Origin of the sequence: Oceanisphaera sp. IT1-181 (genome assembly GCF_033807535.1) — a bacterium.
Lineage (GTDB): Bacteria > Pseudomonadota > Gammaproteobacteria > Enterobacterales > Aeromonadaceae > Oceanimonas.
Map to the genome: position 1 here is coordinate 2693636 of NZ_CP136856.1, position 24364 is coordinate 2717999.

24 protein-coding genes are annotated in these 24364 nt (G+C 50.6%); 2 read left to right on the forward strand and 22 right to left on the reverse strand.

Annotation, left to right across the window (positions count from 1 at the left end; all coding sequences use genetic code 11):
* Positions 1 to 14 precede the first annotated feature (14 nt).
* From rodZ to queA, 18 genes are all read right to left on the reverse strand, one after another.
* On the reverse strand, positions 15 to 1028 hold the full coding sequence (gene rodZ, locus R0134_RS11925; RefSeq protein ID WP_319782170.1) for a cytoskeleton protein RodZ: 1014 nt from the start codon (positions 1026 to 1028) through the stop codon (positions 15 to 17).
* Between the two features lie 423 nt (positions 1029 to 1451).
* Positions 1452 to 2570, reverse strand: coding sequence for a bifunctional tRNA (adenosine(37)-C2)-methyltransferase TrmG/ribosomal RNA large subunit methyltransferase RlmN (locus R0134_RS11930; protein WP_319782171.1), 1119 nt, complete (start codon positions 2568 to 2570; stop codon positions 1452 to 1454).
* A gap of 761 nt (positions 2571 to 3331) precedes the next feature.
* Entirely contained in the window at positions 3332 to 3763 is a 432-nt protein-coding gene (ndk, locus tag R0134_RS11935; protein ID WP_319782173.1) for a nucleoside-diphosphate kinase, read from the reverse strand.
* A gap of 241 nt (positions 3764 to 4004) precedes the next feature.
* Complete coding sequence (gene iscX, locus R0134_RS11940; protein WP_319782175.1) at positions 4005 to 4205, reverse strand: Fe-S cluster assembly protein IscX; 201 nt, start codon at positions 4203 to 4205, stop codon at positions 4005 to 4007.
* Between the two features lie 13 nt (positions 4206 to 4218).
* A complete protein-coding gene (fdx, locus tag R0134_RS11945; protein ID WP_319782176.1) occupies positions 4219 to 4557 on the reverse strand; it encodes an ISC system 2Fe-2S type ferredoxin in 339 nt (112 codons plus the stop codon).
* 2 nt (positions 4558 to 4559) lie between these two features.
* Complete coding sequence (gene hscA, locus R0134_RS11950) at positions 4560 to 6404, reverse strand: Fe-S protein assembly chaperone HscA (protein ID WP_319782177.1); 1845 nt, start codon at positions 6402 to 6404, stop codon at positions 4560 to 4562.
* Positions 6405 to 6409: 5 nt separating this feature from the next.
* The gene (hscB, locus tag R0134_RS11955) at positions 6410 to 6928 is read right to left on the reverse strand and encodes a co-chaperone HscB (protein ID WP_319784364.1); all 519 of its coding nucleotides are present in this window, start codon (positions 6926 to 6928) and stop codon (positions 6410 to 6412) included.
* Positions 6929 to 6997: 69 nt separating this feature from the next.
* The gene (gene iscA / locus R0134_RS11960) at positions 6998 to 7321 is read right to left on the reverse strand and encodes an iron-sulfur cluster assembly protein IscA (RefSeq protein WP_319782178.1); all 324 of its coding nucleotides are present in this window, start codon (positions 7319 to 7321) and stop codon (positions 6998 to 7000) included.
* Between the two features lie 11 nt (positions 7322 to 7332).
* Positions 7333 to 7719: a Fe-S cluster assembly scaffold IscU gene (iscU, locus tag R0134_RS11965; RefSeq protein WP_319782179.1), complete on the reverse strand. Its 387-nt coding sequence runs from the start codon at positions 7717 to 7719 to the stop codon at positions 7333 to 7335.
* 50 nt (positions 7720 to 7769) lie between these two features.
* The gene (locus tag R0134_RS11970; RefSeq protein ID WP_319782180.1) at positions 7770 to 8984 is read right to left on the reverse strand and encodes an IscS subfamily cysteine desulfurase; all 1215 of its coding nucleotides are present in this window, start codon (positions 8982 to 8984) and stop codon (positions 7770 to 7772) included.
* Between the two features lie 86 nt (positions 8985 to 9070).
* Positions 9071 to 9529 (reverse strand): Fe-S cluster assembly transcriptional regulator IscR, encoded by a 459-nt coding sequence (gene iscR / locus R0134_RS11975; protein ID WP_319782181.1) that lies wholly within the window; start codon positions 9527 to 9529, stop codon positions 9071 to 9073.
* A gap of 79 nt (positions 9530 to 9608) precedes the next feature.
* Positions 9609 to 10355: a tRNA (cytosine(32)/uridine(32)-2'-O)-methyltransferase TrmJ gene (gene trmJ / locus R0134_RS11980; RefSeq protein ID WP_319782182.1), complete on the reverse strand. Its 747-nt coding sequence runs from the start codon at positions 10353 to 10355 to the stop codon at positions 9609 to 9611.
* Positions 10356 to 10525: 170 nt separating this feature from the next.
* Complete coding sequence (gene nlpI, locus R0134_RS11985) at positions 10526 to 11401, reverse strand: lipoprotein NlpI (protein WP_319782183.1); 876 nt, start codon at positions 11399 to 11401, stop codon at positions 10526 to 10528.
* 114 nt (positions 11402 to 11515) lie between these two features.
* Complete coding sequence (secF, locus tag R0134_RS11990) at positions 11516 to 12460, reverse strand: protein translocase subunit SecF (protein WP_319782184.1); 945 nt, start codon at positions 12458 to 12460, stop codon at positions 11516 to 11518.
* Between the two features lie 10 nt (positions 12461 to 12470).
* A complete protein-coding gene (secD, locus tag R0134_RS11995; protein WP_319782185.1) occupies positions 12471 to 14324 on the reverse strand; it encodes a protein translocase subunit SecD in 1854 nt (617 codons plus the stop codon).
* Positions 14325 to 14343: 19 nt separating this feature from the next.
* Complete coding sequence (gene yajC, locus R0134_RS12000) at positions 14344 to 14670, reverse strand: preprotein translocase subunit YajC (protein WP_319782186.1); 327 nt, start codon at positions 14668 to 14670, stop codon at positions 14344 to 14346.
* A gap of 113 nt (positions 14671 to 14783) precedes the next feature.
* On the reverse strand, positions 14784 to 15929 hold the full coding sequence (gene tgt / locus R0134_RS12005; protein ID WP_319782187.1) for a tRNA guanosine(34) transglycosylase Tgt: 1146 nt from the start codon (positions 15927 to 15929) through the stop codon (positions 14784 to 14786).
* Positions 15930 to 16145: 216 nt separating this feature from the next.
* Positions 16146 to 17195, reverse strand: a complete 1050-nt coding sequence (gene queA / locus R0134_RS12010) for a tRNA preQ1(34) S-adenosylmethionine ribosyltransferase-isomerase QueA (RefSeq protein ID WP_319782188.1) — start codon at positions 17193 to 17195, stop codon at positions 16146 to 16148.
* Positions 17196 to 17443: 248 nt separating this feature from the next.
* Between queA and R0134_RS12015 the strand changes: the two genes are divergently transcribed.
* Together R0134_RS12015 and R0134_RS12020 are read left to right on the forward strand one after the other, a co-directional pair.
* Positions 17444 to 17935 (forward strand): CBS domain-containing protein, encoded by a 492-nt coding sequence (locus tag R0134_RS12015; protein WP_319782189.1) that lies wholly within the window; start codon positions 17444 to 17446, stop codon positions 17933 to 17935.
* 43 nt (positions 17936 to 17978) lie between these two features.
* Complete coding sequence (locus R0134_RS12020; protein ID WP_319782190.1) at positions 17979 to 18560, forward strand: ACP phosphodiesterase; 582 nt, start codon at positions 17979 to 17981, stop codon at positions 18558 to 18560.
* A 248-nt stretch (positions 18561 to 18808) separates the two neighbouring features.
* On the opposite strand, the gene R0134_RS12025 is transcribed toward R0134_RS12020, so the two are convergent.
* The 4 genes from R0134_RS12025 to R0134_RS12040 all read right to left on the reverse strand — a co-directional run bounded on the left by R0134_RS12025 (position 18809) and on the right by R0134_RS12040 (position 24226).
* Positions 18809 to 20686, reverse strand: a complete 1878-nt coding sequence (locus R0134_RS12025; protein WP_319782191.1) for a protein kinase domain-containing protein — start codon at positions 20684 to 20686, stop codon at positions 18809 to 18811.
* Positions 20687 to 20763: 77 nt separating this feature from the next.
* The gene (locus R0134_RS12030) at positions 20764 to 22056 is read right to left on the reverse strand and encodes a 2-oxo acid dehydrogenase subunit E2 (RefSeq protein ID WP_319782192.1); all 1293 of its coding nucleotides are present in this window, start codon (positions 22054 to 22056) and stop codon (positions 20764 to 20766) included.
* A gap of 8 nt (positions 22057 to 22064) precedes the next feature.
* Entirely contained in the window at positions 22065 to 23042 is a 978-nt protein-coding gene (locus tag R0134_RS12035) for an alpha-ketoacid dehydrogenase subunit beta (RefSeq protein ID WP_319782193.1), read from the reverse strand.
* Positions 23042 to 24226 carry a thiamine pyrophosphate-dependent dehydrogenase E1 component subunit alpha gene (locus tag R0134_RS12040; RefSeq protein WP_319782194.1) on the reverse strand — a complete coding sequence of 395 codons (1185 nt, stop codon included), beginning with the start codon at positions 24224 to 24226 and terminating at the stop codon, positions 23042 to 23044. The genes R0134_RS12035 and R0134_RS12040 overlap by 1 nt, the downstream gene beginning before the upstream one ends.
* Positions 24227 to 24364 lie beyond the last annotated feature (138 nt).

A 24364-nucleotide genomic window follows, 5' to 3' on the forward strand; every position in this document is an offset into this window, starting at 1 on the left:
GATGTACTCTCAGATCAAGATTGCGGCACTGTCAGTCGGGCAGCCCGACCGGCACGAAACGAAGATAAGTCGACAGCTTTGCCTAAGTACTCGGCACGCACTGCAGTCGGCACGCCCAAAATTAACTTAAAGGGCGGCTCGCCTTCCAGTGCTAATGACTGCTGGGCGCTTTTAACGCCTTCGCTGAGTACCTTACCTTGGCTGTCGGTAATTTTAATCCAGCAGTCATCACTAAAGCTCAGGGTCAGTAAACGGGCATTGGTGCTGGTGGCGCTGGCTGCCGGTTCGCCGCTTGTCTTGTTAGCAACAGTCGCATTATCAACAGTCGTGTCATCTACCGCTGTGCCATCAACAGCATTTTCAGCAGCAGCGTCCGTCGGCTCGGCGGCAGAATCTGACACCGGTTCGATAGCACCATCAAGAGCAGAGGTATCAGCAGATGCAACATCTGACTCTACGTCTGACTCTACCGCCGCGGCTTCTGTGCCGACATTCAGGGGTAACACGCCCTCATTCGAAGTCGTTACTGGCTGGGTTAAGCCAGTTTCTGTTTGAACAGCGTTATTTTCAGACTCAAGATGGCGAGCGGGTTGACCGGCACCATCATGCCACCACCAATACACCAATGAAGTAAGCAGGCCTAAAAATACCAGCCAGCTAATGCGTTTTAACCATTTATCACTGGCTTGTTGGCGAGTTTTTTTGGAAAAACTTTTCATCGGCTCGACAGCTTTAAATTGCTCATGGCTCATGCTATCAAACGCGGCCAACGCCTGAGCTTCAGGCACGCCCACTACTTTGGCGTAAGCTTTAATGTAACCGCGTAAAAACGTCAGTGCCACGCCGGCCTTGTAATGATCGCTGTCAATAGACTCGATCACGGCCAAGCGCAGATTCAATCTGCGTGCTACTTCCGCTTGGGTCCAGCCTTTGGCTTCACGGGCTTGTTGCAGTGTTTCACCTGGACCTGGGCCTGGACTTACTTTTTCTTCAGCCTGTGGCTGAGTGTCTGCTTCATTTATAGTCATTTGATAACAATCGCCTAGCCTGTTCTGAGTCTGGAAATAACCACCCCAGCGGCGCCTGAGGTTTGCTTGAAACCAAATGCGCCGCTGAGGCGGACTGCTAACCATAAACTGTGGGCTGGGGGCCTGTTGCTCTAACATGCCAATTCGTGCATGGGAACAAGCGACCAGCGCAACCAAATTCAATCTTATGCTTAATGCTAGTACGTGATTTTTTGCCTATTAGGTTGTCTATTGAGCAGCCCATGGAGCTATCAATCAAGCGGCCAGTCTAGTTGCCAACTGGATATCAGCCGAGCAGCGCTACTTTAGCATAATAAGACTCGAGTGCTGTCTACTCTGCTTGCTCTTGGCCACCCTAAGCTTGACCTCGGATAAGCTAAATCGTTCCTGACATTCGACATAGTGGCTACAAAATAATGGCAGTTAAACCATTGTGACGGATATAGTTTCTTGCTGCAGCTGTTTTTTCTGAGTGCGTTTAGTGCGATCAATCACATCACCCACTAACTGGCCACAAGCCGCATCTATGTCATCGCCTCGAGTTTTACGAATGGTCACTGTATTACCGTATTGCATCAGCACTTTATTGAAGCGATCGATACGGCTATTACTTGGCCTTTCATAATCATTGTCTGGGAACGGATTAAAGGGGATCAGGTTGATCTTGCAGGGTAAGTCTTTTAATAACTCAGCCAGCTCATGGGCATGTTGCATGTCGTCATTGACGTGATCCAGTAACACATACTCAATCGTTACCTTGCCTTGGTTGGCCGTCGATTTACTGATGTAATTGCGAATACTGGCAATCAACATGGCGATGTTGTACTTATCGTTGATCGGCATGATTTGTGAGCGCAATTTATCATTAGGCGCATGCAAAGACACGGCCAAGGCCACGTCAATCATGTCGGCCATCTTATCGAGTGCGGGCACCACGCCAGAGGTCGATAAGGTTACGCGGCGCTTAGACAGACCAAAGCCATAGTCTTCTAGCATCAAGCTCATCGCGGGCACCACGTTATTGAGGTTAAGCAGCGGCTCGCCCATGCCCATCATCACTACGTTGGTAATGGGCTTGCGGCCGGTGTCGCGGATAAAACCCACGCGACTGGCGGCGCGCCACACTTGGCCAATAATTTCCGACACCTTAAGGTTACGGTTAAAGCCTTGTTGAGCGGTAGAGCAGAATTTGCAATCCAGCGCACAACCCACTTGGGAAGACACACATAAAGTCGCGCGGTCGCCGTCTGGGATATACACGGTTTCTACTTCTTGGTCGCCCACCATCATGGCCCACTTAATGGTGCCATCTTCGGAGATTTTTTCGACGCTGATTTCAGGTGCGCGGATCTCGGCTTTTTCTTGTAGCTTAGCGCGCAACACCTTGTTGATGTTGGTCATCTGCTCAAAGTCGTCACAACCGAAGTGATAGATCCATTTCATCACTTGATCAGCTCGAAATGGCTTCTCGCCTAGTTCATCGAAGAACGCACGTATGCCATCACGATCCAGATCCAGCAGGTTTATTTTTTTTTCACTCATTCGGTTGCCTCTTGCTTTTTGAACAGAGCGTTAGGGCGCAAAATTGTACAGAAATTAACGCCATCTTGCCAGCAGTACCCGCATTGCTTGCACTTAACCCACGAGTAATCACTTGGCAGATATTAAGCACAAAAGTTAAGCATAAAAAAGCCGACTTAAGCCGGCTTCATAACACTGCTACAAGCTAGGGTCTGTTGACCTTGCGCGGTTAAGTTTTGTTCGAGTTAAATGCGTTTTATCACGGCGGGTGGGGGTGTAGCCTAGTCGTGCTAAGCAAACGCCCACTCAACAAAGAGCGAAGGGCAGCATTTGTGGCGCTCAAACACATCACATCCACAGTCACCTCGAGTCATCTCTTGTGCGGCTGTGGCCGGCACACGGCCGAAGTTGATGCCAAGCTTCCCCAGTTACTGCACTGTCTCCCTGTTTGGAATTCCACTCTCAAGCACAGCGTGAGTCTGACTGAGTATTAGGCTTCGCATTATTTGGCACCCTTACCGCCCTCACGCTGCCGACATAGGTTTGCTTGCGTTGTGTACTCCAAACTTCCTATGGCTTCCTTCAGACCCAGTCGTTGGCTCGGTGAGCGCTGACCGAAGCTCTGCTTCGCAGCAGTGCGAACGCCCTTGCCACTCGGATTCTCTTCCCTCAGTCGTGATGTGGATTTCTTTCAGTCCACTGGATTTGCCAGCTTTGCTGGGCAAACAAAAAAGGAGCCGAGGCTCCTTTTATCTATCTGCTTACTTACAGCAAAATAGCGATTAACGCGTGCGTGGGCACAGCTCAGCATCGCTGAAGAAGTACGCGATTTCACGGGCAGCAGAAGCAGGAGCATCTGAACCGTGAACGGCGTTTTCGTCAATGCTGTCAGCGTAATCGGCACGGATAGTACCGGCCAACGCGTCAGCTGGGTTAGTTGCACCCATGATTTCACGGTGACGCAGTACAGCGTTTTCGCCTTCCAGCACCTGAACCATAACAGGACCTGAAGTCATGAAATCAACCAGTGCTTTAAAGAAAGGACGCTCGCTGTGCTCAGCGTAGAAACCTTCTGCTTTAGCGTTATCTAGGTGTACCATTTTTGCAGCTACGATCTTCAGACCCGCAGCTTCAAAGCGCTGATAGATAGCGCCAACTAAGTTTTTTGCTACTGCATCAGGCTTGATGATAGAAAAAGTGCGTTCGATAGCCATCTTGATTCCTTAATAGATTAACCCAAGGGTTTAGGTATGAAAACGGCGCAATTATACGTAAAAGCCGCCTCAGTTAACACTGCTTAGCGCTAATTTAATTTTTACGCCTGTCGTTTACCTAAATTTTATCCTAAAAAGCCACAGTTATAAAACTGTGGCTTTAGATGTTGGTTAAAGAACAAGCTTGAGCGTTTTTCCACCTCACGCTTTACTCTTCACCCCTCACAGCTAACAGTAGCCGTTAATCAAATTCATCCATCCAGATCATGATCACGGCTTCTAAAATGCCCTCATTGGAGCGCTTAGGATCGTCATCAAAACCGTCTAACTCACAAATCCACTGATGCAAGTCAGTAAAGCGCACGGTTTTAGGATCCGTATCTGGATAAGCTTCTAATAAGTCGAGCGCGATTTCTCGACTGTCGGTCCATTTAAGGCTCATAGCTTTGCTCCGATTATTGGCTCTCAGACACCATGTTGACGGTGTACTTAGGGATCTCTATCACTAAGTCTTCGTCGATGATGCGGGTTTGGCAACCCAGACGTGACTCTGGCTCTAAGCCCCAGGCTTTATCCAACATGTCATCTTCTAACTCAGTGCTTTCATTCAGTGAATCAAAGCCTTCGCGCACAATAATATGACAGGTGGTACAAGCACAGACTTTTTCACAGGCATGTTCAATATCAATACCATTGCGCAGTGCCGCGTCCAATACCGTTTCACCGGGCAGGACTTCAACCTCGGCGCCCTCTGGGCACAGCTCGGCATGAGGCAAAAATACAATCTTGGCCATAGTTACACCTTATCTACTCGTTGTCCGGCCAAGGCCCGACGAATGGATGCATCCATGCGTCGGGCGGCAAAGTCAGCCGTTTGTTGGTCTGTTTTCTCGACGGCCCGCTTAATGGCCGCCAAATCGTCACCGCTGGCGGCTTGTGCAAGCAAGTCGACACTGGCCACAATGTTGGCCAGCTCTGATTCGCTCAGTAACGCAGCAGCGTCTGCGGCCAGCGCACTGTTAATATTTTCAATGACTCGTGCCGCTTCTACCTTTTGTTCGGCCAGCATGCGCGCATCTATGTCGCTTTGTGCATGCTCAAAAGAAGCGGTCAGCATTTGGCTAATCTCGGCTTCATCTAAACCATAAGAAGGCTTCACTTCAATAGCCGCCTGCACGTTTGATGATTTCTCCATGGCACTGACCGACAACAGACCGTCGGCATCCACCTGAAAGGTCACTTTAATGTGCGCCGCACCAGCAGCCATCGGCGGAATATTGGTCAAGTTAAAGCGGGCCAAAGAGCGACAATCGGCGACCAGCTCGCGCTCGCCTTGGACCACGTGAATGGCCATCGCCGTTTGCCCGTCTTTAAAGGTGGTAAATTCCTGCGCACGCGCCACAGGGATAGTGGTGTTACGTGGGATCACCTTTTCGACCAAACCGCCCATAGTTTCAAGACCCAATGACAGCGGGATCACATCCAGCAATAGCATATCGCTATCGGGCTTATTGCCAATCAGCACATCCGCCTGAATGGCCGCACCTATGGCAACTACTTTGTCCGGATCCAAACTGGTTAACGGCTCGGTGGCAAAAAACTCACCCACACGAGTGCGTACTAAGGGCACCCGAGTAGAACCACCCACCATCACCACTTCTTGGACTTCAGCAGCCGTGACGCCCGCATCTTTTAAGGCGCGGCGACAAGCCATCAGGGTTTTATTAACCCAAGGTAAAATTAGCGCGTCAAACTCATCACGGCTTAAGCTGCCCTGCCAACCTTGCCAACTAACTTGGACTGAATCTTGATCCGTCAGGCTTTGCTTGGCGGCACAGGCCACATCCAGCAAATTACGCTGCTGGCTGGGGCTAAGCTCGGTGAGATTAGCTTGCTGTTGGATCCAATCAGCCAACATATGATCAAAGTCATCGCCGCCCAGAGCGGAATCGCCACCGGTAGCCAACACTTCAAATACGCCGCGATGCAGTCGTAAAATTGAAATATCGAAGGTGCCACCACCTAAGTCGAACACCGCAATCACGCCCTCTTGACCGGAGTCCAGGCCATAAGCAATGGCGGCTGCGGTCGGCTCGTTAAGCAGGCGCAATACCTGTAAGCCCGCTAATTGCGCCGCATCTTTGGTGCCTTGGCGCTGGGCATCATCAAAATAAGCGGGCACGGTAATAACCGCACCTTGCACTGGATTGCCAAGGCTTGCCTCGGCACGCGCCGCCAGCACTTTGAGGATTTCCGCCGACACTTGTACCGGGTTAACCGGACCTTGTGGCGTATCTAGGCTGATTAAGCCGTTATTATTTTCATTAAACACATAAGGTAAGCGATGGCGTGGAATATCAGCCAAGGCTTTGCCCAGTAAGCGTTTAACGGAGGAAATAGTATATTGAGGATCTTGGTCGGCTTCGCGCTTGGCGTCAAAACCCACCCGCAAGGCTTGCGGGCCGTAGTGCACCACAGAGGGCAGCAAGTCGCGTTCTTGTTCATCAACCAGAGTTTCGGGCACGCCGCTGCGTACCACGGCCACTAAGGAGTTAGTGGTGCCCAAGTCAATGCCTACGGCCCACTTGTGCTCATGCGGTGCCGCGCTTTGACCCGGCTCAGAAATTTGTAGTAATGCCATTAGGGTTAGAAGTCCTGCTGCGCATCTTCCAAACGTTCGAGTTCGGCATGCAGCTTAGTCATGAATTTAAGTTTACGTACCGTATCGGCGGCGGCTTGCCAGTCGGCAATCGCCAGTTGCTGAGCAAGCTGGGCATAATAATCGCTCGTCGCCTGCTGCAACTCTTGTTCAAAGGCCATAATGGCGGCAAATACGTCGGTTGCTTCACCCAGCTCTTCGAGCTGCTCACGCCATTCCATCTGCTGCATTAAAAACAGCGGATCTTTGAGCGTTTGCTGCTCCGCATTGAGCGCAACGCCCTGCAAAGACAACAAATATTCGGCGCGATTTAGGGGCTGTTTAAGCGTGGTGTAAGCATCGTTAATATAGGCGGCACGTTGTACCGCCTGCAGACGCTCTCGCTCAGGGTGTGCGGCAAACTTATCGGGGTGAAACTGCATTTGCAGCCCACGATAAATCTCGGCTAGCGCTTGGCTGTCTTGCTCAAACTGTACGCTTAAGCCAAATAGCTCAAAGTAGTTCATGGTTTGTGCCGTTGTACCCAAGCCTATTGTACCGAGTGCTGTCATGCCAAGTCCTATTATACCAAATGCTTAAACGTTAAAGCTTTCGCCGCAACCGCATTCGCCATCAGTATTAGGGTTGATGAATTTAAAGCCTTCATTCAAGCCTTCTTTGGCGAAGTCGAGTTGGGTACCGTCGAGATACACCAAGCTTTTGCTATCGACGATCACTTTAACATCGCCATGCTCGAACACTTGATCGCCTTCAGACAGTTCATCGACGAATTCCAGCACATAGGCCAGGCCCGAGCAGCCAGAGGTTTTCACCCCTAAGCGTAAGCCTAAGCCTTTGCCTCTGTTATTCAAGAAAGTCTGCACGCGGTGTGCCGCTGCATCGGTAATGGTGATCGCCATGGTGTCTCCGTTTACGCTAAGTTTTTCTTCTTCTTATAATCTTCGATGGCTGCCTTAATGGCATCCTCTGCCAAAATAGAGCAGTGGATTTTTACCGGCGGCAAGGCCAGTTCTTCGGCGATATCGGTATTTTTGATGGTGCCTGCTTCTTCTATGCTCTTACCTTTCACCCATTCGGTGATCAAAGAGCTTGAAGCAATGGCCGAGCCGCAACCGTAGGTTTTGAACTTGGCGTCTTCAATAATACCCGCATCGTTGATTTTAAGCTGCAGCTTCATTACGTCGCCACAGGCCGGTGCGCCTACCATGCCAGTGGCAATGGTGGGGTCGTTTTTGTCAAAACCGCCGACGTTACGGGGGTTTTCATAGTGATCTATTACTTTTTCGCTGTAAGCCATGATTTTATCCTCACCCAATGCTTAATGGTTAGACACCCAGGGTTTAAACCTTAGTGGTGTGCCCATTCAACTTGATCCAAATCTATTCCGTCTTTAAACATTTCCCACAATGGAGACATGTCACGCAGGCGGCCAATAGCTTCATTCACCAGTGTAATGGCGTAGTCAATCTGCGCTTCGGTAGTAAAACGGCCGATACTAAAGCGAATTGAGCTGTGCGCTAATTCGTCGTTTAGACCCAAAGCACGCAACACATACGAAGGCTCAAGGCTGGCTGAGGTACAAGCCGAACCAGACGATACGGCTAAGTCTTTCAACGCCATGATCAGTGATTCACCTTCAACGTACGCGAAGCTAATATTCAGGATGCCCGGCACTTTTTGCTCAGCATGGCCATTAACGTAGACTTCTTCGATGTCTTTTAAGCCGTTATATAGGCGCTGTCGTAAGGCTAAGATTCGCTCGCCTTCACTGTGCATTTCTTCTTTAGCAATGCGCAGTGCTTCACCCATGCCCACAATTTGGTGTGTGGCCAAGGTGCCAGAGCGCATGCCGCGTTCGTGACCGCCACCGTGCATCTGTGCTTCTAAGCGCACGCGGGGCTTGCGAGAAACATACAGCGCGCCTATGCCTTTAGGACCATAAATTTTATGAGCAGAAATCGATAACAAGTCGATATTCATGTCATTCACGTCGACGTCAATTTTACCGACGCTTTGTGCAGCATCCACGTGGAACATGATTTTGCGGCTGCGGCATAATTCACCAATCGCCTTCACATCCTGAATAACACCCGTTTCGTTATTCACGTGCATGATGCTCACCAAGATGGTGTCATCACGCATGGCGTTTTCGATTTGCTCGAGCGTAAACAGACCGCTTGACTGAGGCTCTAAATAGGTAACCTCATAACCTTCACGCTCTAACTGACGGCAAGGGTCTAACACCGCTTTATGCTCGGTTTTAGAGGTAATAATGTGCTTACCTTTTTTACCGTAGAAGTTAGCAATACCTTTGATGGCCAAGTTATCAGACTCAGTGGCGCCAGAGGTAAAGACAATCTCGCGCGGGTCTGCATTGATCAAGTCGGCAATTTGATTACGGGCGATATCAACCCGCTCTTCTGCCTGCCAACCGAAACGGTGCGAGCGAGAAGCGGGGTTACCAAAAATGCCATCAGGGGTGAGGCATTCCATCATCTGTTCGGCAACGCGTGGGTCTACCGGGCAGGTAGCCGCATAGTCGAGGTAAATGGGCAGTTTCATTATATTCTCCGTTACAGCGCTGCTTGTTCGGCAGTCTTGGCATCGACATTTAACATTTAAGTTAGGCTCAATTGCTGTGGTACTGGTTAATCCAGAGTCAACAGGCTTAAGGTATTATTTTGCTGTTCAGGCACGCGCCTTTTGGCTTGCTGGTTTACCAGCTCGGCTAAGCTAATGCCTTCTAAAAAATCGCTAATGCGGTCACTTAAGGCGCACCATAAGGTGTGCGTCAGGCACTGACTGCCGTTATGGCAATCGCCCTTACCTTGGCATTTGGTGGCGTCTACGGATTCGTCGACTGCCACTATAATGGCGCCCACCGAAATAGACGCCTTAGCCATGCCCAGCAAATAACCGCCACCGGGGCCGCGCACACTGCTCACTAAGCCATGTTTGCGCAGTCGGGCAAATAATTGCTCAAGGTAAGACAAAGATATTCCCTGACGCTCAGAGATATGGGCCAGTGATACAGGTCCTGCATCACCGTGCAAGGCTACATCCAACATGGCTGTTACTGCATAACGCCCTTTTGATGTTAGTCTCATCTCGTTCCACCCTTTCTAAATATAGCGTCAGGTTGCCATACCCGAGTAAATCAGTCAAGTATTAACCCGACTAAAACACTCAGCTATTATCGTCGGATAGACGCTCATTTCTGTGTATTGTTTTTTGCACTGAAGTGAGGATGCCACGCAAGATGTTCAGCTCTTGCTCTTCAGGTCGAGCACGGTTAAAGATGCGACGTAACTTGGTCATCACCTGGCCTGGATGCGCCTTAATGATGAAGCCAGTTTCCAGCAAGGTTTCTTCTAAATGCTGGTAGAAACGCTCTAAGTCAGCCGACAACGGATAGCCAGACTCGGGCTCGGCGTTAGCTTGCTCTGCAGCCAACCAAGCCATGCGCACTTCATAACTGAGTGTTTGTACGGCCATGGCTAAGTTCAAAGAGCTGTAATCCGGATTGGCCGGAATGGCCACGTGAAACTGGCATAAATGCAGTTCGTCATTGCTTAAACCGGTGCGCTCGCGGCCAAAGACCAAGGCCACCTTGTGCTGTGGCGCTTCGCGCAGCGCTTTTTCGCCGGCCTCTCGCGCGTCCAGCATTGGCCAAGATAAGGTGCGCGAGCGCGCACTCGTACCAATCACCAGCCCGCAGTCGGCGACCGCTTCAGCTAATGTGCTTACCACGCGCGCATTTCCCAGCACGTCGTGGGCACCGGCCGACAGCGCTATGGCTTGATCGTCGATAGGATTGACCGGATCCACCAGCCAGAGCTCAGTGAGACCCATGGTTTTCATGGCGCGGGCGGCGGAGCCGATATTTCCAGTGTGTGAGGTGTTAACCAACACGATGCGTATTTGCTCAAGCATAGCTAGCAAGTCCAAGGGTGCTTAAGGCAAAAGATTCTAGCACAGTCGCAGCCAGCTGTAAGCGTCTAGCCGACCAAGACATATCAAGAGCAAAAAATGCACAACAAAAAAGCCAAATGCGGTGACACACTTGGCTTTAAAGAGTTCAGTAATAGGCTTTGAGCTGTGGCTTAACGAGTAGGATTAGCAGCTTCAGCGGCTAAGTCTAACTCCAATAACGAATATCTGTGTTCAACAAAATCATACACGTTAGTAGCAATGGCCAGCTTGAAATAGACTTCGGCCTGTTGCGGCTCACCGTTATGCTGAGCTCGCTTGGCTAAGTAAAAATAGGCTTCACATAAGCGCTCGGCTAACTCTTGATTATCCACGCTTTCTTCAGCAATGCGGTTAAGTAACTGCTCTTCATCCACAGTGCCCAAATAGACATTCACAATGTCCCACGCCCATTCATCACTCCCATATTGCACTTGATGGTTTTTGAGTGACAGGAGTGCCGACTTAGGGTCTATTTTTTCCAGTGCCAGATACCACAACAACAGGCGGTACGGATCTGTGGGCTCTTCATCGAGAAACACCTTCAGATCCCGCGCCGCTAATGCTGGGCGTCCACCGTAATACAACGCTATGCCGCGGTTTAAGTTGGCATAGGTATAGTCGGGTGCCAGCTCCAGCGCCGAGTCAAAAGACTCATACGCTTCGTCAAAGTCCTGATTCTGCGTTAAATAAACGCCGTTAAGATTATAGGCATCAGCAAAGTCCGGTCGCTCGCGCAGGGCGCGATTGAAGTCGAGCCGCGCCATGGCACGTAAGCCTACGCGATCGAAAATGACGCCGCGCTGAAAAAACAATTCAGCACGCTGCTGTGGCGTTAAGCCAGGCGAATTAAGCATTTGCCCCAAACGGGCAATTCCCAGCTCACTCTCGTATGAAACCTGCATCGGTATGGGCAGCACCAGCGTCGGAGTGACCGTCTGGGAAGCGCTGCAACCAAGCAATAAGCAACTTACCAATACTAAAGGGCCGAGCAATAATCTATGGTTCAAGACGGCTCCGAACTTGTCTCATTATGAACTCATGTTATGCAGCTAAACGACATTTGTCATGTAGCAAATGCATTTCACAATAAAAAGGGCCCTTATGGGCCCTTAGTAAAAACGCTATGACAGCGGGTCCTGATCTGCCCCTTCCTTTTCAATCTGGGGTGGGAGCATGTGCTCACGCTTCACACCCAACATCATAGCCCAAGCGCTGGCTATATAGATAGAAGAGTAAGTACCAAAACCAATACCTATCAATAACGCGGTCGCAAAACCGTGTATTAAGGCTCCGCCTTTCCAAAACAAGGCGATCACCACCACCAGCGTCGTCAACGAGGTAATCAAGGTACGGCTCAAGGTATCGGTGATGGCTTCGTTAAATACCTGTACCGTGCTGACCGTGCGCACGCGACGAAAGCTTTCGCGCACTCGGTCAAACACCACTATGGTATCGTTTAACGAATAACCGATTACGGTAAGCAAGGCCGCCACTATGGTTAGGTCGACTTCAATCTGGATCCACGAGAACACGCCGAGCGTAATGATTACATCGTGCGCCAGTGACATCACAGCACCCGAGGCTAAGCGCCATTCAAAGCGCAGACCCACGTAGGCCATAATACACAGTAAAGCGGCCAAAATGGCTAAGCCGCCCTGCTCCGCCAACTCTTTACCAATGGCGGGCCCAACAAACTCCAAGCGCTTCATTTCTGCTGGGTTATTGGCTTGTTGTACCGCCACCAATACGCCATCGCCTTGCTGCTGCACATCACCGTCGGCGTGGGGTGCTAAGCGTATTAACACATCACGACTGGTACCAAAGTTTTGCACTGTGGCACCCGCCAATCCGGCTGCATCTAATTGCTGGCGTATTTCATCCAAGTCTACCGATTGACTAAACTCCACTTCAACTACAGTGCCGCCAGTGAAGTCTAGGCCCCAGTTCAAGCCTTTGGTAAACAAAGAATAGAAACACAGCGCTATCAATACCAAGGAAAAAACAGACGCCGCCTTGGCATGGCGCATAAAGCGAATGGGCTCTCGGGTTTTGAGGATCTCAAACATGGTTACTTCCTCATATCGACAATTTGCTGAGACGTTTGCCGCCCCAGAGCAAGTTCACTATGGCTCGTGTACCCACAATCGCGGTAAACATCGAAGCCAAAATACCTATGATCAAGGTGATGGCAAAGCCTTTGATGGGGCCTGTGCCTATCGCAAATAAAATGATTGCAGTGATCAAGGTGGTAATGTTGGAGTCGGCAATAGTGCCCAGTGCCTTGTCGTAGCCCACGTGTATCGCTTGCTGTACACCGCGACCGTCTCTGAGCTCTTCACGAATTCGCTCAAAGATAAGCACGTTGGCATCCACCGACATCCCTATGGTCAGCACGATACCAGCAATGCCAGGCAGCGTCATGGTGGCGCCGGGCACCATAGACATTACGCCTATGATGATCACCAAGTTGGCAAATAAAGCCACGTTCGCCACCAGACCAAACTTGCGATAATAAATCGCCATGAAGATCACCACGGCCAACATGCCGTACAACATAGCCATAATACCGTTTTCGATATTTTGCTTGCCCAGACTTGGGCCTATGGTGCGCTCTTCCACAATTTGAATAGGCGCGATTAAGGCGCCAGCGCGCAGCAATAAAGATAAATTTTGCGCTTCCGCCATCGAGTCTATGCCGGTAATGCGAAAACTACGGCCTAAACGCGATTGTATGGTGGCAATGTTAATCACTTCTTGCTGTTTGTAGAGCTGGCTCGAGCCATCCTCATTTTTTTCATCACCGGTTTTATACTCGGTAAACACAGTCGCCATGGAGCGGCCTACGTTATCCTTGGTAAAATCGGCCATGCGGCTACCACCGGGCGCATCCAAGCTGATGTTCACTTGCGGACGACTAAACTCATCCATGCTGGCACTGGAGTCAACGATGTGCTCACCGGTCAAGATCACCCGCTTTTGCAGCACTACGGGCCGATTATTACGATCGCGCATCAACTCGCTATTGGCGGGTACGCGCCCCGCATCAGCCGCAGCTACGTCTGCTTTCTCATCGATTAAACGAAACTCAAGAGTCGCGGTGGCACCCAGAATCTCTTTGGCGCGCGCCGTATCTTGAATACCGGGCAATTGCACTACGATGCGATCCGCACCTTGGCGTTGTACCAAAGGCTCGGCCACACCCAGCTCATTAACACGGTTACGAATAATGGTGATGTTTTGCTGCAGTGCGTATTCTTTTACTTCTTTTAAGCGCTGCTCGCTCATAGTGGCAAACAAGCCGAAGTTATCGCCGCTGTCGCGCTCAGAAAACACCAAGCCCGGGTAGCGATCCCGTAAATAACTTAAACTCTGATTGCGGGTATCGGCGTCACGAAACACCACTAAGGTGCCGTCGTCTTTGCTTAATACACCCGAATAACGCAGGCGTTTTTCCCGTAAATCGGTACGGAAGTCTTGAATTCGTTGTTCTTGGACGCGATTAAGCGCTTCGTCCATGTCCACTTCCATCAGAAAGTGCACACCACCGCGCAAGTCCAAGCCTAATTTAAGCGGGCCAGCACCTATGGCTTGTAACCAACTGGGAGTGGCGGGCGCAAGGTTAAGGGCCGTGATGTAGTTATCACCCAACAGCTCGGCCACTAATTCTTTGCCTTTCAGTTGGTCGTCGGTGTCGCGAAAACGCACCAACAATTGATTGTCTTCCAGTGCGGCACTTTTAATTTCTATGTCCGCAGCTGCTAAACGCTGCTGCGTTTTAACCAGTATTTCGCTCGTTACTTGGGTACCACGAGTGCCGGATACCTGTAATGCGGGGTCTTCACCAAATAAATTAGGTGCTGCATATAGAAAACTGATGGCGACCACGAAGATCACCATCAAGTATTTCCACAGCGGATATCGGTTTAACACGCTGTGCTCCTTAAGAGGCTTAAAGGGACTGAATAGAGCCTTTAGGCAGGACGGCAGTAATAAAGTCCTTCTTAATGGTCACTTGGCTTTGCTCGCTCAAGCTCAACAGCACATAGTCGCTGTCGGCAGTAATTTTTGCGATCTTGCCTACCAAGCCACCGTTGGTCAGCACTTCGTCGCCTTTACCCAATGCCGCCATCAGGTTCTTGTGCTCTTTAACGCGCTTAGACTGAGGACGGAAAATCATAAAGTAAAAAATCAAACCAAATACGGCCAGCATGATGATCATTTCCATGCCACCACCAGCAACACCACCTTGAGCGTGAGCGTTAGAGATAAAGTTCATTAGTGTTCATTCCTCATTGATAATTAAACAATAAAATAATTAAGCGTTAAATCCCTAAGAGCCATCTAAAAAACAGGACGTAATGCCCTGCTCCTTACTGACAAATAAAGCGGTTATTGGTCACTTTCTGCAGCAACTTGGCCCAAAGGCGGAACTGCAAGTCCTTTGCGCGCGTAGAAGTCTGCCACAAACTCATCTAATTTACCCTGCTCTATAGCACCGCGTAAACCTTCCATCACTCTTTGGTAGTAACGCAGATTATGAATGGTGTTTAAACGCGAGCCTAAAATCTCATTACATTTGTCTAAATGATGCAAATAAGAGCGCGAATAATTCTTACAGGTGTAGCAATCACACTCTGCATCTAGCGGGCCAGTATCGACTTTGTGCTTGGCGTTGCGAATTTTAACCACGCCATCTGTGGTAAATAAATGGCCGTTACGGGCGTTACGAGTCGGCATTACGCAGTCGAACATATCGATACCGCGACGCACGCCTTCTACTAAGTCTTCCGGCTTACCCACACCCATTAAATAACGGGGCTTATCAGCAGGAATGAGCGGGCAAGTATGCTCTAATATCTTATGCATCTCGGCCTTGGGCTCACCCACCGCCAAGCCACCAATGGCATAACCGTCAAAGCCGATGTCCAGCAAACCGGTCAAGGACTCATCACGCAAGTCCTCGTACATGCCGCCTTGGACGATGCCAAACAAGGCATTTTTATTGCCCTGTTTATCAAAATGATCCCGTGAGCGTTTAGCCCAGCGCAACGACATCTCCATGGATTTTTTCGCTTCTTCCCACGTAGCTGGGAAAGGCGTGCATTCGTCCATGATCATCACTACATCCGAACCCAGATCGTACTGGATCTCCATCGACACTTCCGGTGACAAGAAAATCTTATCGCCGTTTACGGGATTGCGAAAAAACACCCCCTCTTCAGTGATGGTGCGGATATCGCCGAGGCTAAATACCTGAAAACCGCCAGAGTCCGTTAAAATTGGCCCCTGCCAGTTCATAAAGTCATGCAAGTCACCGTGCAACTTCATCACTTCTTGACCAGGGCGCACCCAGAGGTGAAAGGTGTTGCCCAGCAAGATTTGCGCGCCGGTAGCGTGCACTTCTTCTGGGGTCATGCCTTTTACCGTGCCATAGGTGCCCACCGGCATAAACGCTGGGGTATCGACCACGCCGCGATCAAAGGTGAGGCGGCCGCGACGGGCTAAGCCGTCTGTGGTATGCAGTTCAAACTTCATGGTATTACCTCTTAGCGATCAGAGAAACAGTCTGATCTTGTTGTAAATCAGGTGAGAGTGAAGCCTCACTGTTTTGCTATGCAAAACCGGCCAGCTAAAGCGGCCTCTACCTGTTATATCCTGTTTAGCTTGGTACTTAGCGCTGCCTTCTAGTTCCGCCTTCGGCGAAATGCGAGAGCAAGCGTTCGCCTACAAAAAACTGTCCCCCTTCTCGCCTCACATTTTTTTCTGGCGCGTCAGCAACATGGCGTCGCCATAACTGAAGAAACGATAACGCTGCTCAATCGCCTGGCGATAGGCTTCTTTAATATGGTCATAACCGGCAAAGGCGCTGACTAACATCATCAAGGTGGACTCGGGTAAATGGAAATTGGTGATCATGGCGTCCACCAGCTGAAACTCATATCCCGGATAGATAAAGATATCCGTGTCCCCATAAAAAGGCGCCAGCGGCTGCCCTTGTGCAAGACTGGCTTGGGCGGCACTTTCCAAGGAGCGCACCGAGGTGGTGCCCACGGCAATAATACGCCCGCCACGTACGCGCGCCGCATTGATCTTATCTACGACCTCAGCGGGGACTTCTATGTATTCGGCGTGCATTTTATGATCCAGCACTTGCTCCACACGCACCGGCTGAAAGGTGCCCGCCCCCACGTGCAGCGTCACAAAGGCTAACTCGGCGCCCTTTTCTACCAGCGCGTCTAACAGCGCTTGGTCGAAGTGCAAACCCGCCGTGGGTGCTGCTACTGCACCGGGCTTTTCGTTATACACGGTTTGATAGCGCTCTTTATCCGCGTCTGTATCCGGTCTGTCGATATAAGGCGGCAGCGGCATATGGCCCACGGCTTCGAGAATTTCTAGCACAGAGCGCGGGTCATTAAACTCAATTTCAAATAAGGCATCGTGGCGCGCCAGCATGGTGGCCTGCACATTAGGCTCTAAAATCAGCGCCGTACCCGGTTTGGGCGACTTAGAGGAGCGCACATGCGCCAGCACTCGCTTGTCATCCAATACCCGCTCCACCAAGACTTCAAGCTTGCCACCGCTGGCCTTTTGGCCATAGAGGCGCGCTGGGATCACGCGGGTATTGTTGAACACTAATAAGTCACCGGCATTTATCTGCGTCAATAACTGCTGAAAATGACCATGGCTAATGGCACCGCTGTTGCCGTCTACTTGTAGCAAACGACTCGCAGTGCGCTCAGCCATAGGGTGGCGGGCTATCAGTTCATCGGGGAGTTCAAAGGAAAAATCGCGGACCAGCATACAACACCTCTTGTCTTAACGGGCGCTAGTCTAGTAAGGCGACCCTTTTGGATCAAGGCAATTCGATATTGATGGCGCATAATGAATAATATGAAGAGATAGCGTAAGGTCAGTAGTGAAGACAGACCTGAAGAATTAGATAACGCCTTGTAAGCGATAAGACTATTTTGTGGAAGACAGATTTGTAAAGGCCGTTTTGCGACACCGCTAGGCCTTAGACTATCTTGATATAAAAAAGGGGAAGACTTATGTCAGCTATCGTCTCTGAAATTATGACCCGCGAAATTATCGGCCTGCCGCCCTCGGCCACGCTCAGTGAAGCGCGCACCTTAATGCAGCGCCATCATATTCGCCACTTACCCGTGTTGGAAGACGATCAACTGATCGGCTTGGTCAGCCAGCGCGATATCTTAGCGGCTCAAGAGTCTAGCCTAGAAACAGGCCAAAACGGCCGCTTTCTCGAACAGCATCCCCTGTCAAAAATCATGATTAAAGAGGTGGTGACCGTCAGCCCTAAGGCCGGCATTCGTGAAGCGGCGCTGCATTTACAAAAACACAAATACGGCTGCTTACCTGTGGTCGATAAAGGCAAGGTCGTGGGCATAGTCACCGACAGTGATTTTGTAACGGTGGCAATCCATTTACTCGAGGTCTTGGATGCACAGCTTGCCGAGCAACCCTTTGATGATTTGGACTCTGATGAGCTGGATTTAGCCATACCGCACCCAGCAGAAGAGTAATCTATAACCCATAGCTAAGAGCCAATAACCAGAGCCATGACACATGAACTATTTGGCGCACTTGCATCTGGCGCACATTAGCCACACCAGCTTGGCCGGCGCCCTATTAGGGGAATATGCCAAAGGCCACATAGACACCCAGTTAGCACCCGAACTGCAACTGGGTATTCGACTGCATCGCCAGATTGACAGCTTTACCGATGCCCATCCGCTGCATCTTGGGGCGGTGCAAGCCATGCCGAGCCCTTTTCGCCGCTATGGCGGCATTATCATGGACATGATGTTTGATCATTTTCTGGCTCTCCATTGGCATTGCTATCATGAACAACCGTTACCGGATTTTATTAATGAGGCCCACCGGCAATTAACACCCGATGCCCAGTGGCCTGCCGCAATGGTGACGCTGGTGGCACGCATGCAGCAATATCAACTGCTCGCCAGCTATCAAACCTTAGACGGTATTAGTCTGGCTCTTTCTCGCATCGACCAGCGCTTTCGCCGCCCCACCCCTCTGCCCCAATGCGCACCTTTATTACGCGCTCATTATGATGACATGGAACAGGCCTTTCTCGGCTTCTACCCCGAGCTGATGGAATTTGTGATTGCGAAAGCGCGTGAGGCGTGAGGCGTGAGGCGTGAAAAAATAACCACTAAATATTTTTTCACCACGGAATACACGGAAGAACACGGAAAAATAGTGATCAGATCTGAAATAGATTTAATGGTAAGGGCCAACCGAGCCAGATTCTTAGGTGTTAGATCTTACCAATAATAAGCTCTGTTCATTTGTCGCTTGTGAACTGCGTCCGTGCGTTCCGTGTTCTTCCGTGGCAAAAATGGCTTTATGTTTGTACTTGCCATCTTCCTCACGTTTTACCCTTCACTATTGACAGCTACCTTTGGATTGGCCGGATAGAAGCAATCGGGCTGTACTACTTGGCTATTAAAGAAGCGGGTATTTTTATGGGGCAATTTCATAAAGCCGGCCACGCCTTGATCTGTGATCATCGGGATCAGCGCCACCACTTGTGCCAGTAATGCGGCAAAGTCTGTTTCTGCGCTAACGTCGAGCAGCCGATAATAACTGTGCAACTTCAGATGCTGAGCGGTTACTTCAAAAATTATACAGCCACTGTGATGAATATCATTGAGCCTAGCGAGCACCGCCATCATAGAAGCGGGCAAAGTAAGCTGTTCATCAGGATCTCGGCCATCTTCAAAATAGGAATGCTGGCGACTGGCATCCGCAGGGCTGGCATTAGTTGCTAAGCGATAAGCCAGCTGCATATCAGCGCTAGGCTGAAAGGGCTGACTGGGGTCAAGACGACTTAAATGCAGCGTATTGCGCGCATTAAACAAACAGGCTTTAAACAAGCCCACTTTGGTGATGCCTTGTGCCAACTTCACCACATTATTCACCGCTTGGGTAAAGGCCAGCTCCAGCTCGGCATCATATAAATTCAAGCTAGAGTCGATATACAGACCTTCCGTTTGCCACTGCACCACCAAGCCACCCACCACTGGATAACGGCCCAGCCGACTGACAGCGGCCAAAAAGGCTTTTTCACCGTCGCCCATACCCGCCAAGTAATTTTTATAATAACGCGCCAGCTGAGCATCATTAATATCGAGCAGCAAGCTTGGCTCATCCTGCTCGGCTAAGGCTTCCCGTAAAAAAGAGGTGCGTGATGAATAGACCACAGTATCCATGGCAGAGGCATATGAACTCACCCACACCGGCAGCTGGGCCTGTGGCTCCGAAAGCGGCAGTTCGGGCAACACTAAGTGCTGTAATCGCGCCATGTACTGCATAAAGTAATCCCCCGCTTGGCGGCGTTGGTTGGGATCTGGCGCTAATAAGCCATCAAGCATCAGCGCCAGCTCTTTGGGGAGGCCTAAGCTGCGCGCGGGCAGCACGGCTTGCCCAAAGCGACAACCTTGGCCTGAGGCCAAGGCATACAAGGTGGCGGCCACGCCTTGTTCATCAAAGCGCGGGTTAGATAAAGCGCCGGCTCTTTGCTCAGCGCCAATAAAGTAAATATCGCCCAAGCGAGCATTAGTGTGTTGCAAGTCCGCCGACATAAGCTGCATCACATTGCTTGAAACACACTGCCCCTGACTGTCGGTTTGGGCAAACACCGATGAGCCCCAATCCACTAGGCAGATACGATTAGTATTGGCATCAAACACAATATTTGAGGGCTTAATATCACCGTGTACTATGGGTCGTTTTTGGCCGTCTTGTTGTTGGCCGTCTTGCTTTTGGCCGTGTTCCTGGGGGTCGCGTAGCATCTGCAAAATATCGACCAGCTGCACGCCAATATCCACAACTTGTCGGGCCGATAATCGACCTACGCGTAAACTGTATTGCTCCAGATCTAAGCCCTGTGCCCGGCTCATCATTAAAATGCCTTGTTTCTTAATGCGTTTATAAGTGATGAAACGCGGCACCCGCGGGTGATGCACTTGCGACAACATATAGGCTTCATCGGCGAGGCGCTCCCGCACCGCGAGCGCCAAGGTAATGCGAGAGAACTTAAAGGCATACTCTTGGCCCGATTCGGCCCAGCCGGCAAAGGTAAAACCGTAGGCCCCTTGGCCCACAAGTTGAATATCTTGATAACCTAAGGCCTCTAACTTGGCGATACAGAGTGCGATCCAATCTTTGAGCTTTTTGGCATCACCCGCATTGAGCAAATACACCGACTGCTCTTCTGGAATATAAAAATTGTCTAGTCGATGCGCATCCATATCACCTGCCTCTCAACTGAATATCTTCGCACTTAATGTTCTTTAACTTACAAGCTCTTTAACTTAAGGCCCTTACCTTAAGTTAACTGCGCCCACATGCGTTCAGGTTGCATTAAGTACTGGCACCAACGCCGATTAAATCGGGCTAAGGTAGCGCCATCAATCAGGCGATGATCCGCAGACCAACACACCATCATAATGGCCTGTGATTCACACTCGCCTTGTTCATTAAAGCGCGGCACAAAGCGCCATTTACCTAAGGCGGCTATCGCAACCTGAGGTGCTGTGACGATGGGCGTGGACACCAACCCGCCTAAGGCGCCCACGTTAGACAAGCTAATAGTGGCGCCTTGCAGCTCATGAGGCGTAAGTTTCCCCGCCCGCGCCGCCGTGCTCAAGCGCGCAAGCTCGGCCGCTATCTCTAATAACGATAGTTGCTGGCAATTGCGCAATACCGGCACCAGCAAGCCACTTAGTGTATCGACGGCCACGCCAATATGATGCGACTCTTGATAGTGAAGATGACGAGCTTCTTCATCTAGTCGTGCATTTAATAACGGAAAATCTACCAGCGTGAGCGACAGCGCTTTAATAAAAAAAGGCAATAAGGTGAGCTTACGTTGCTGCTCGTCAAACACGGGCGTTAAACGTGCTTTTAGCTGCAGTAGTTCATCCAAACGCAGCTCATCGCATAAGGTAAATTGCGGTATACTGAGGCTGGCGGTCATCTGTTTGGCCATGGCTGCCCGGATGCCGGTCAGCGGCTCGCGAGCCTCACTGGTTGGCGGGCTGTTAAGCTGCTCTTGTTTAGTCCTCTGAGTGGAGGAAGAAGGTGCTGCTGTGGTAGCTGCGTGTCTGGTAGACGAGTGCGTTGCTAAAAAGACAGCCAGATCCTCTTTACAGACTCGGCCGTTGTCGCCGGAGCCTTGCACCTCGCTTAACTCAATGTCTTGCTCGCGCGCCAACCGGCGCACCGCAGGGCTGGCCACAGTCTTGCCTGTTCCTTGATTAGCGATATCTTGGGATGGGCGGCTTTCAGTCTGATTAGTCTGAATACTGCTCACTGCATCATCACTAGACTCAGGTACGGCAGGATCCGTTGCTGCGATGGTGGCGGCTATCTCCATGGCAAACAGCGGCGCATGCACCTTTGCTAACTCACCTTTAGGCACATACAGCTTAGTGATCACCCCATTATGCATGGCCGGAATTTGCACCAAGGCCTTATCGGTCATCACATCGCAAATGGCTTGATCTTCAGTGACCTGCTCGCCTTCAGCTACCAGCCACTCCACCAGCTCACACTCCACTATGCCCTCACCTATATCGGGCAGATAAAAGTCCTGTTGCTCTTGCTTCTCTTGACTCATGGTTTCCCCTAAAAGTTAACCGTGTCCATGATCGCGCTAAACACTTTGAGCTGATCTGCCTGATATTCTTTTTCAAGCGCCAATGGGTATGGCGTATCTAAGCCACAAACCCGAGCAATGGGGCTTTCTAAGTACAAAAAGCAATGCTGTTGAATAGTGGCGGCAATTTCACCGGCAAAGCCACCGGTCAACGGCGCTTCGTGGCTGATCACTAATCGGCCGGTTTTCAGTACCGAGTCCACAATGCAGTCTTGATCCCAAGGTAAAATAGTGCGCAAATCAATCAATTCACAAGACACACCCTCCAGCTCCGCCAGCACCACCGCCTTGGCGGCCACTTCCATTTGCGCGCCCCAGGCCAATACAGTGACATCGCAGCCGCTCTGTACCACTTCAGCTTTATCGAGTGGTGTTTCATAATAAGCAATATCCACCTCACCCACCGCAGCACGGTACAAGCGTTTGGGCTCCATAAAAAGCACTGGATCTGGGCAGGCAATAGCGGCCAGCAACAAACCTTTGGCTTGGGCAGGGTTACGCGGTATCACCACCCGAATACCTGCCGTATGGGCAAAGTAAGCTTCCGGTGATTGACTGTGATAATGGCCGCCAGCAATACCGCCCCCGTACGGGGTGCGAATAACTAAGCCACCCACATTAAATTCATTACCTGAGCGATACCGAAACTTAGCGGTTTCATTCACTATTTGATCAAAGGCGGGATAGATGTAATCGGCAAATTGAATTTCAGCTACCGGCTTTAACCCTCTGGCCGCCATGCCATTGGCAAAACCGATAATGCCCTGTTCGGTAAGTGGCGTATTAAAGCAGCGCGCGGTGCCGTATTTTTCCTGTAACTTACTGGTGGCACGAAACACACCGCCAAAGTGCCCTACGTCTTCACCAAAGCACACCACGTCTTTATCTCGAGCCATCGCTAAGTCGAGAGCCTGATTAATGGCCTGCAATAAGTTCATCTCTGCCATTATTTGCACCTCGCGGCACTTAGCGGATAGGCCTCGGGAAAGCGGCGAATATGGGCTTTAAGTTGAGCCAGCTGGCTGTGCAATAAGTCGGTGGGCTGCGCATACACATCAGTAATCAAGGTATCTATATGAGGTTTAGCTATCTTTTCGGCGATTTTGAGTGCTTCTAGTACTTCTTGGCGTAATACATCAGAGGCCAACTGGTCTGCCGCTTCGTCAAGCCAATCTTGTTGTAACAGCCAGCGACGATAGCGGGCGATGGGATCTTGACTGCGCCACAGTGCTTCCTCATCTCGGGAGCGATAACCACTGGGGTCATCCGACGAAGAATGGGCGCCTAACCGATAAGCCATGGCCTCAATTAATACAGGCTGCTGACCAGATAACGCCAGCTCTCGCGCTAGGCGTGTAGCTTCATACACAGCTAGCGCATCGGCACCGTCCACCCGAATGGCGGGTATACCATACCCCACTCCACGGCTGGCAATACCATCGCTGATATACTGCTCATGAGCCGGTGTCGAAATGGCATAACCATTATTACGACAGAAAAAAATCACCGGTGCTTTCAATACTGCTGCCATATTTAAGCCCGCATGAAAATCCCCTACAGAGGCCGCCCCCTCACCAAAGTAACACAGCGTAATATTGGGCTCGCCGCGCAGCTTTTGGCCATAAGCGTAACCGCTAGCCTGAGGGATCTGGGTGCCCAGCGGTGAGGAGATAGTCATATAATGTAGCGCCTTACTGCCATAATGCACCGGCATTTGCCGACCTTTTCCTAAGTCGTGCTCATTCGATAACAGCTGATCCATAAACTGGGTCAAACTAAAGCCCCGATAATGCAAAGCGCCCTGCTCGCGATATTGCGCCATGATCATATCTTTATCATCCAGCGCCGCCGCACTGGCCACAGTGGTGGCTTCTTCCCCTAAACATTGCAGATAAAAACTGATACGCCCTTGGCGCTGTGCCGCCAACATTCGCTCATCTAAAATGCGAATAAACACCATGCTGTGGTAGATTTTTAAAGCCTGTTCGCGGTTCAAATTAGGGGCACGGGCGCGAGGAAATAAGCAGCCGTCTGCTTGTAATAAGGTGAAGGTAGGAATAGACAAGGCATGGCCGTCAATAAACTGAGGCTGATACACGCAATCTGGCGTGCTATTGCTGAGGTTATTCATGGCATCACTCCCATTACTGGCCGAGCGAGTATGAAGGTGGGCCAAAAGTCCAATGGCCACTGACTGTGAGGCCAATTATAACACTTGATTAATAATGCGAGCCCCAGTCAGCAAGGCCGGCCAAAAAAAAGGCAGCCA

Coding starts and splice junctions, on each gene's coding strand:
- rodZ (WP_319782170.1), bottom strand. CDS start 1,028: ATGACTATAAATGAAGCAGACACTCAGCCACAGGCTGAAGAAAAAGTA.
- R0134_RS11930 (WP_319782171.1), bottom strand. CDS start 2,570: ATGAGTGAAAAAAAAATAAACCTGCTGGATCTGGATCGTGATGGCATA.
- ndk (WP_319782173.1), bottom strand. CDS start 3,763: ATGGCTATCGAACGCACTTTTTCTATCATCAAGCCTGATGCAGTAGCA.
- iscX (WP_319782175.1), bottom strand. CDS start 4,205: ATGAGCCTTAAATGGACCGACAGTCGAGAAATCGCGCTCGACTTATTA.
- fdx (WP_319782176.1), bottom strand. CDS start 4,557: ATGGCCAAGATTGTATTTTTGCCTCATGCCGAGCTGTGCCCAGAGGGC.
- hscA (WP_319782177.1), bottom strand. CDS start 6,404: ATGGCATTACTACAAATTTCTGAGCCGGGTCAAAGCGCGGCACCGCAT.
- hscB (WP_319784364.1), bottom strand. CDS start 6,928: ATGAACTACTTTGAGCTATTTGGCTTAAGCGTACAGTTTGAGCAAGAC.
- iscA (WP_319782178.1), bottom strand. CDS start 7,321: ATGGCGATCACCATTACCGATGCAGCGGCACACCGCGTGCAGACTTTC.
- iscU (WP_319782179.1), bottom strand. CDS start 7,719: ATGGCTTACAGCGAAAAAGTAATAGATCACTATGAAAACCCCCGTAAC.
- R0134_RS11970 (WP_319782180.1), bottom strand. CDS start 8,984: ATGAAACTGCCCATTTACCTCGACTATGCGGCTACCTGCCCGGTAGAC.
- iscR (WP_319782181.1), bottom strand. CDS start 9,529: ATGAGACTAACATCAAAAGGGCGTTATGCAGTAACAGCCATGTTGGAT.
- trmJ (WP_319782182.1), bottom strand. CDS start 10,355: ATGCTTGAGCAAATACGCATCGTGTTGGTTAACACCTCACACACTGGA.
- secF (WP_319782184.1), bottom strand. CDS start 12,460: ATGTTTGAGATCCTCAAAACCCGAGAGCCCATTCGCTTTATGCGCCAT.
- yajC (WP_319782186.1), bottom strand. CDS start 14,670: ATGAACTTTATCTCTAACGCTCACGCTCAAGGTGGTGTTGCTGGTGGT.
- tgt (WP_319782187.1), bottom strand. CDS start 15,929: ATGAAGTTTGAACTGCATACCACAGACGGCTTAGCCCGTCGCGGCCGC.
- queA (WP_319782188.1), bottom strand. CDS start 17,195: ATGCTGGTCCGCGATTTTTCCTTTGAACTCCCCGATGAACTGATAGCC.
- R0134_RS12015 (WP_319782189.1), top strand. CDS start 17,444: ATGTCAGCTATCGTCTCTGAAATTATGACCCGCGAAATTATCGGCCTG.
- R0134_RS12020 (WP_319782190.1), top strand. CDS start 17,979: ATGAACTATTTGGCGCACTTGCATCTGGCGCACATTAGCCACACCAGC.
- R0134_RS12025 (WP_319782191.1), bottom strand. CDS start 20,686: ATGGATGCGCATCGACTAGACAATTTTTATATTCCAGAAGAGCAGTCG.
- R0134_RS12030 (WP_319782192.1), bottom strand. CDS start 22,056: ATGAGTCAAGAGAAGCAAGAGCAACAGGACTTTTATCTGCCCGATATA.
- R0134_RS12035 (WP_319782193.1), bottom strand. CDS start 23,042: ATGGCAGAGATGAACTTATTGCAGGCCATTAATCAGGCTCTCGACTTA.
- R0134_RS12040 (WP_319782194.1), bottom strand. CDS start 24,226: ATGAATAACCTCAGCAATAGCACGCCAGATTGCGTGTATCAGCCTCAG.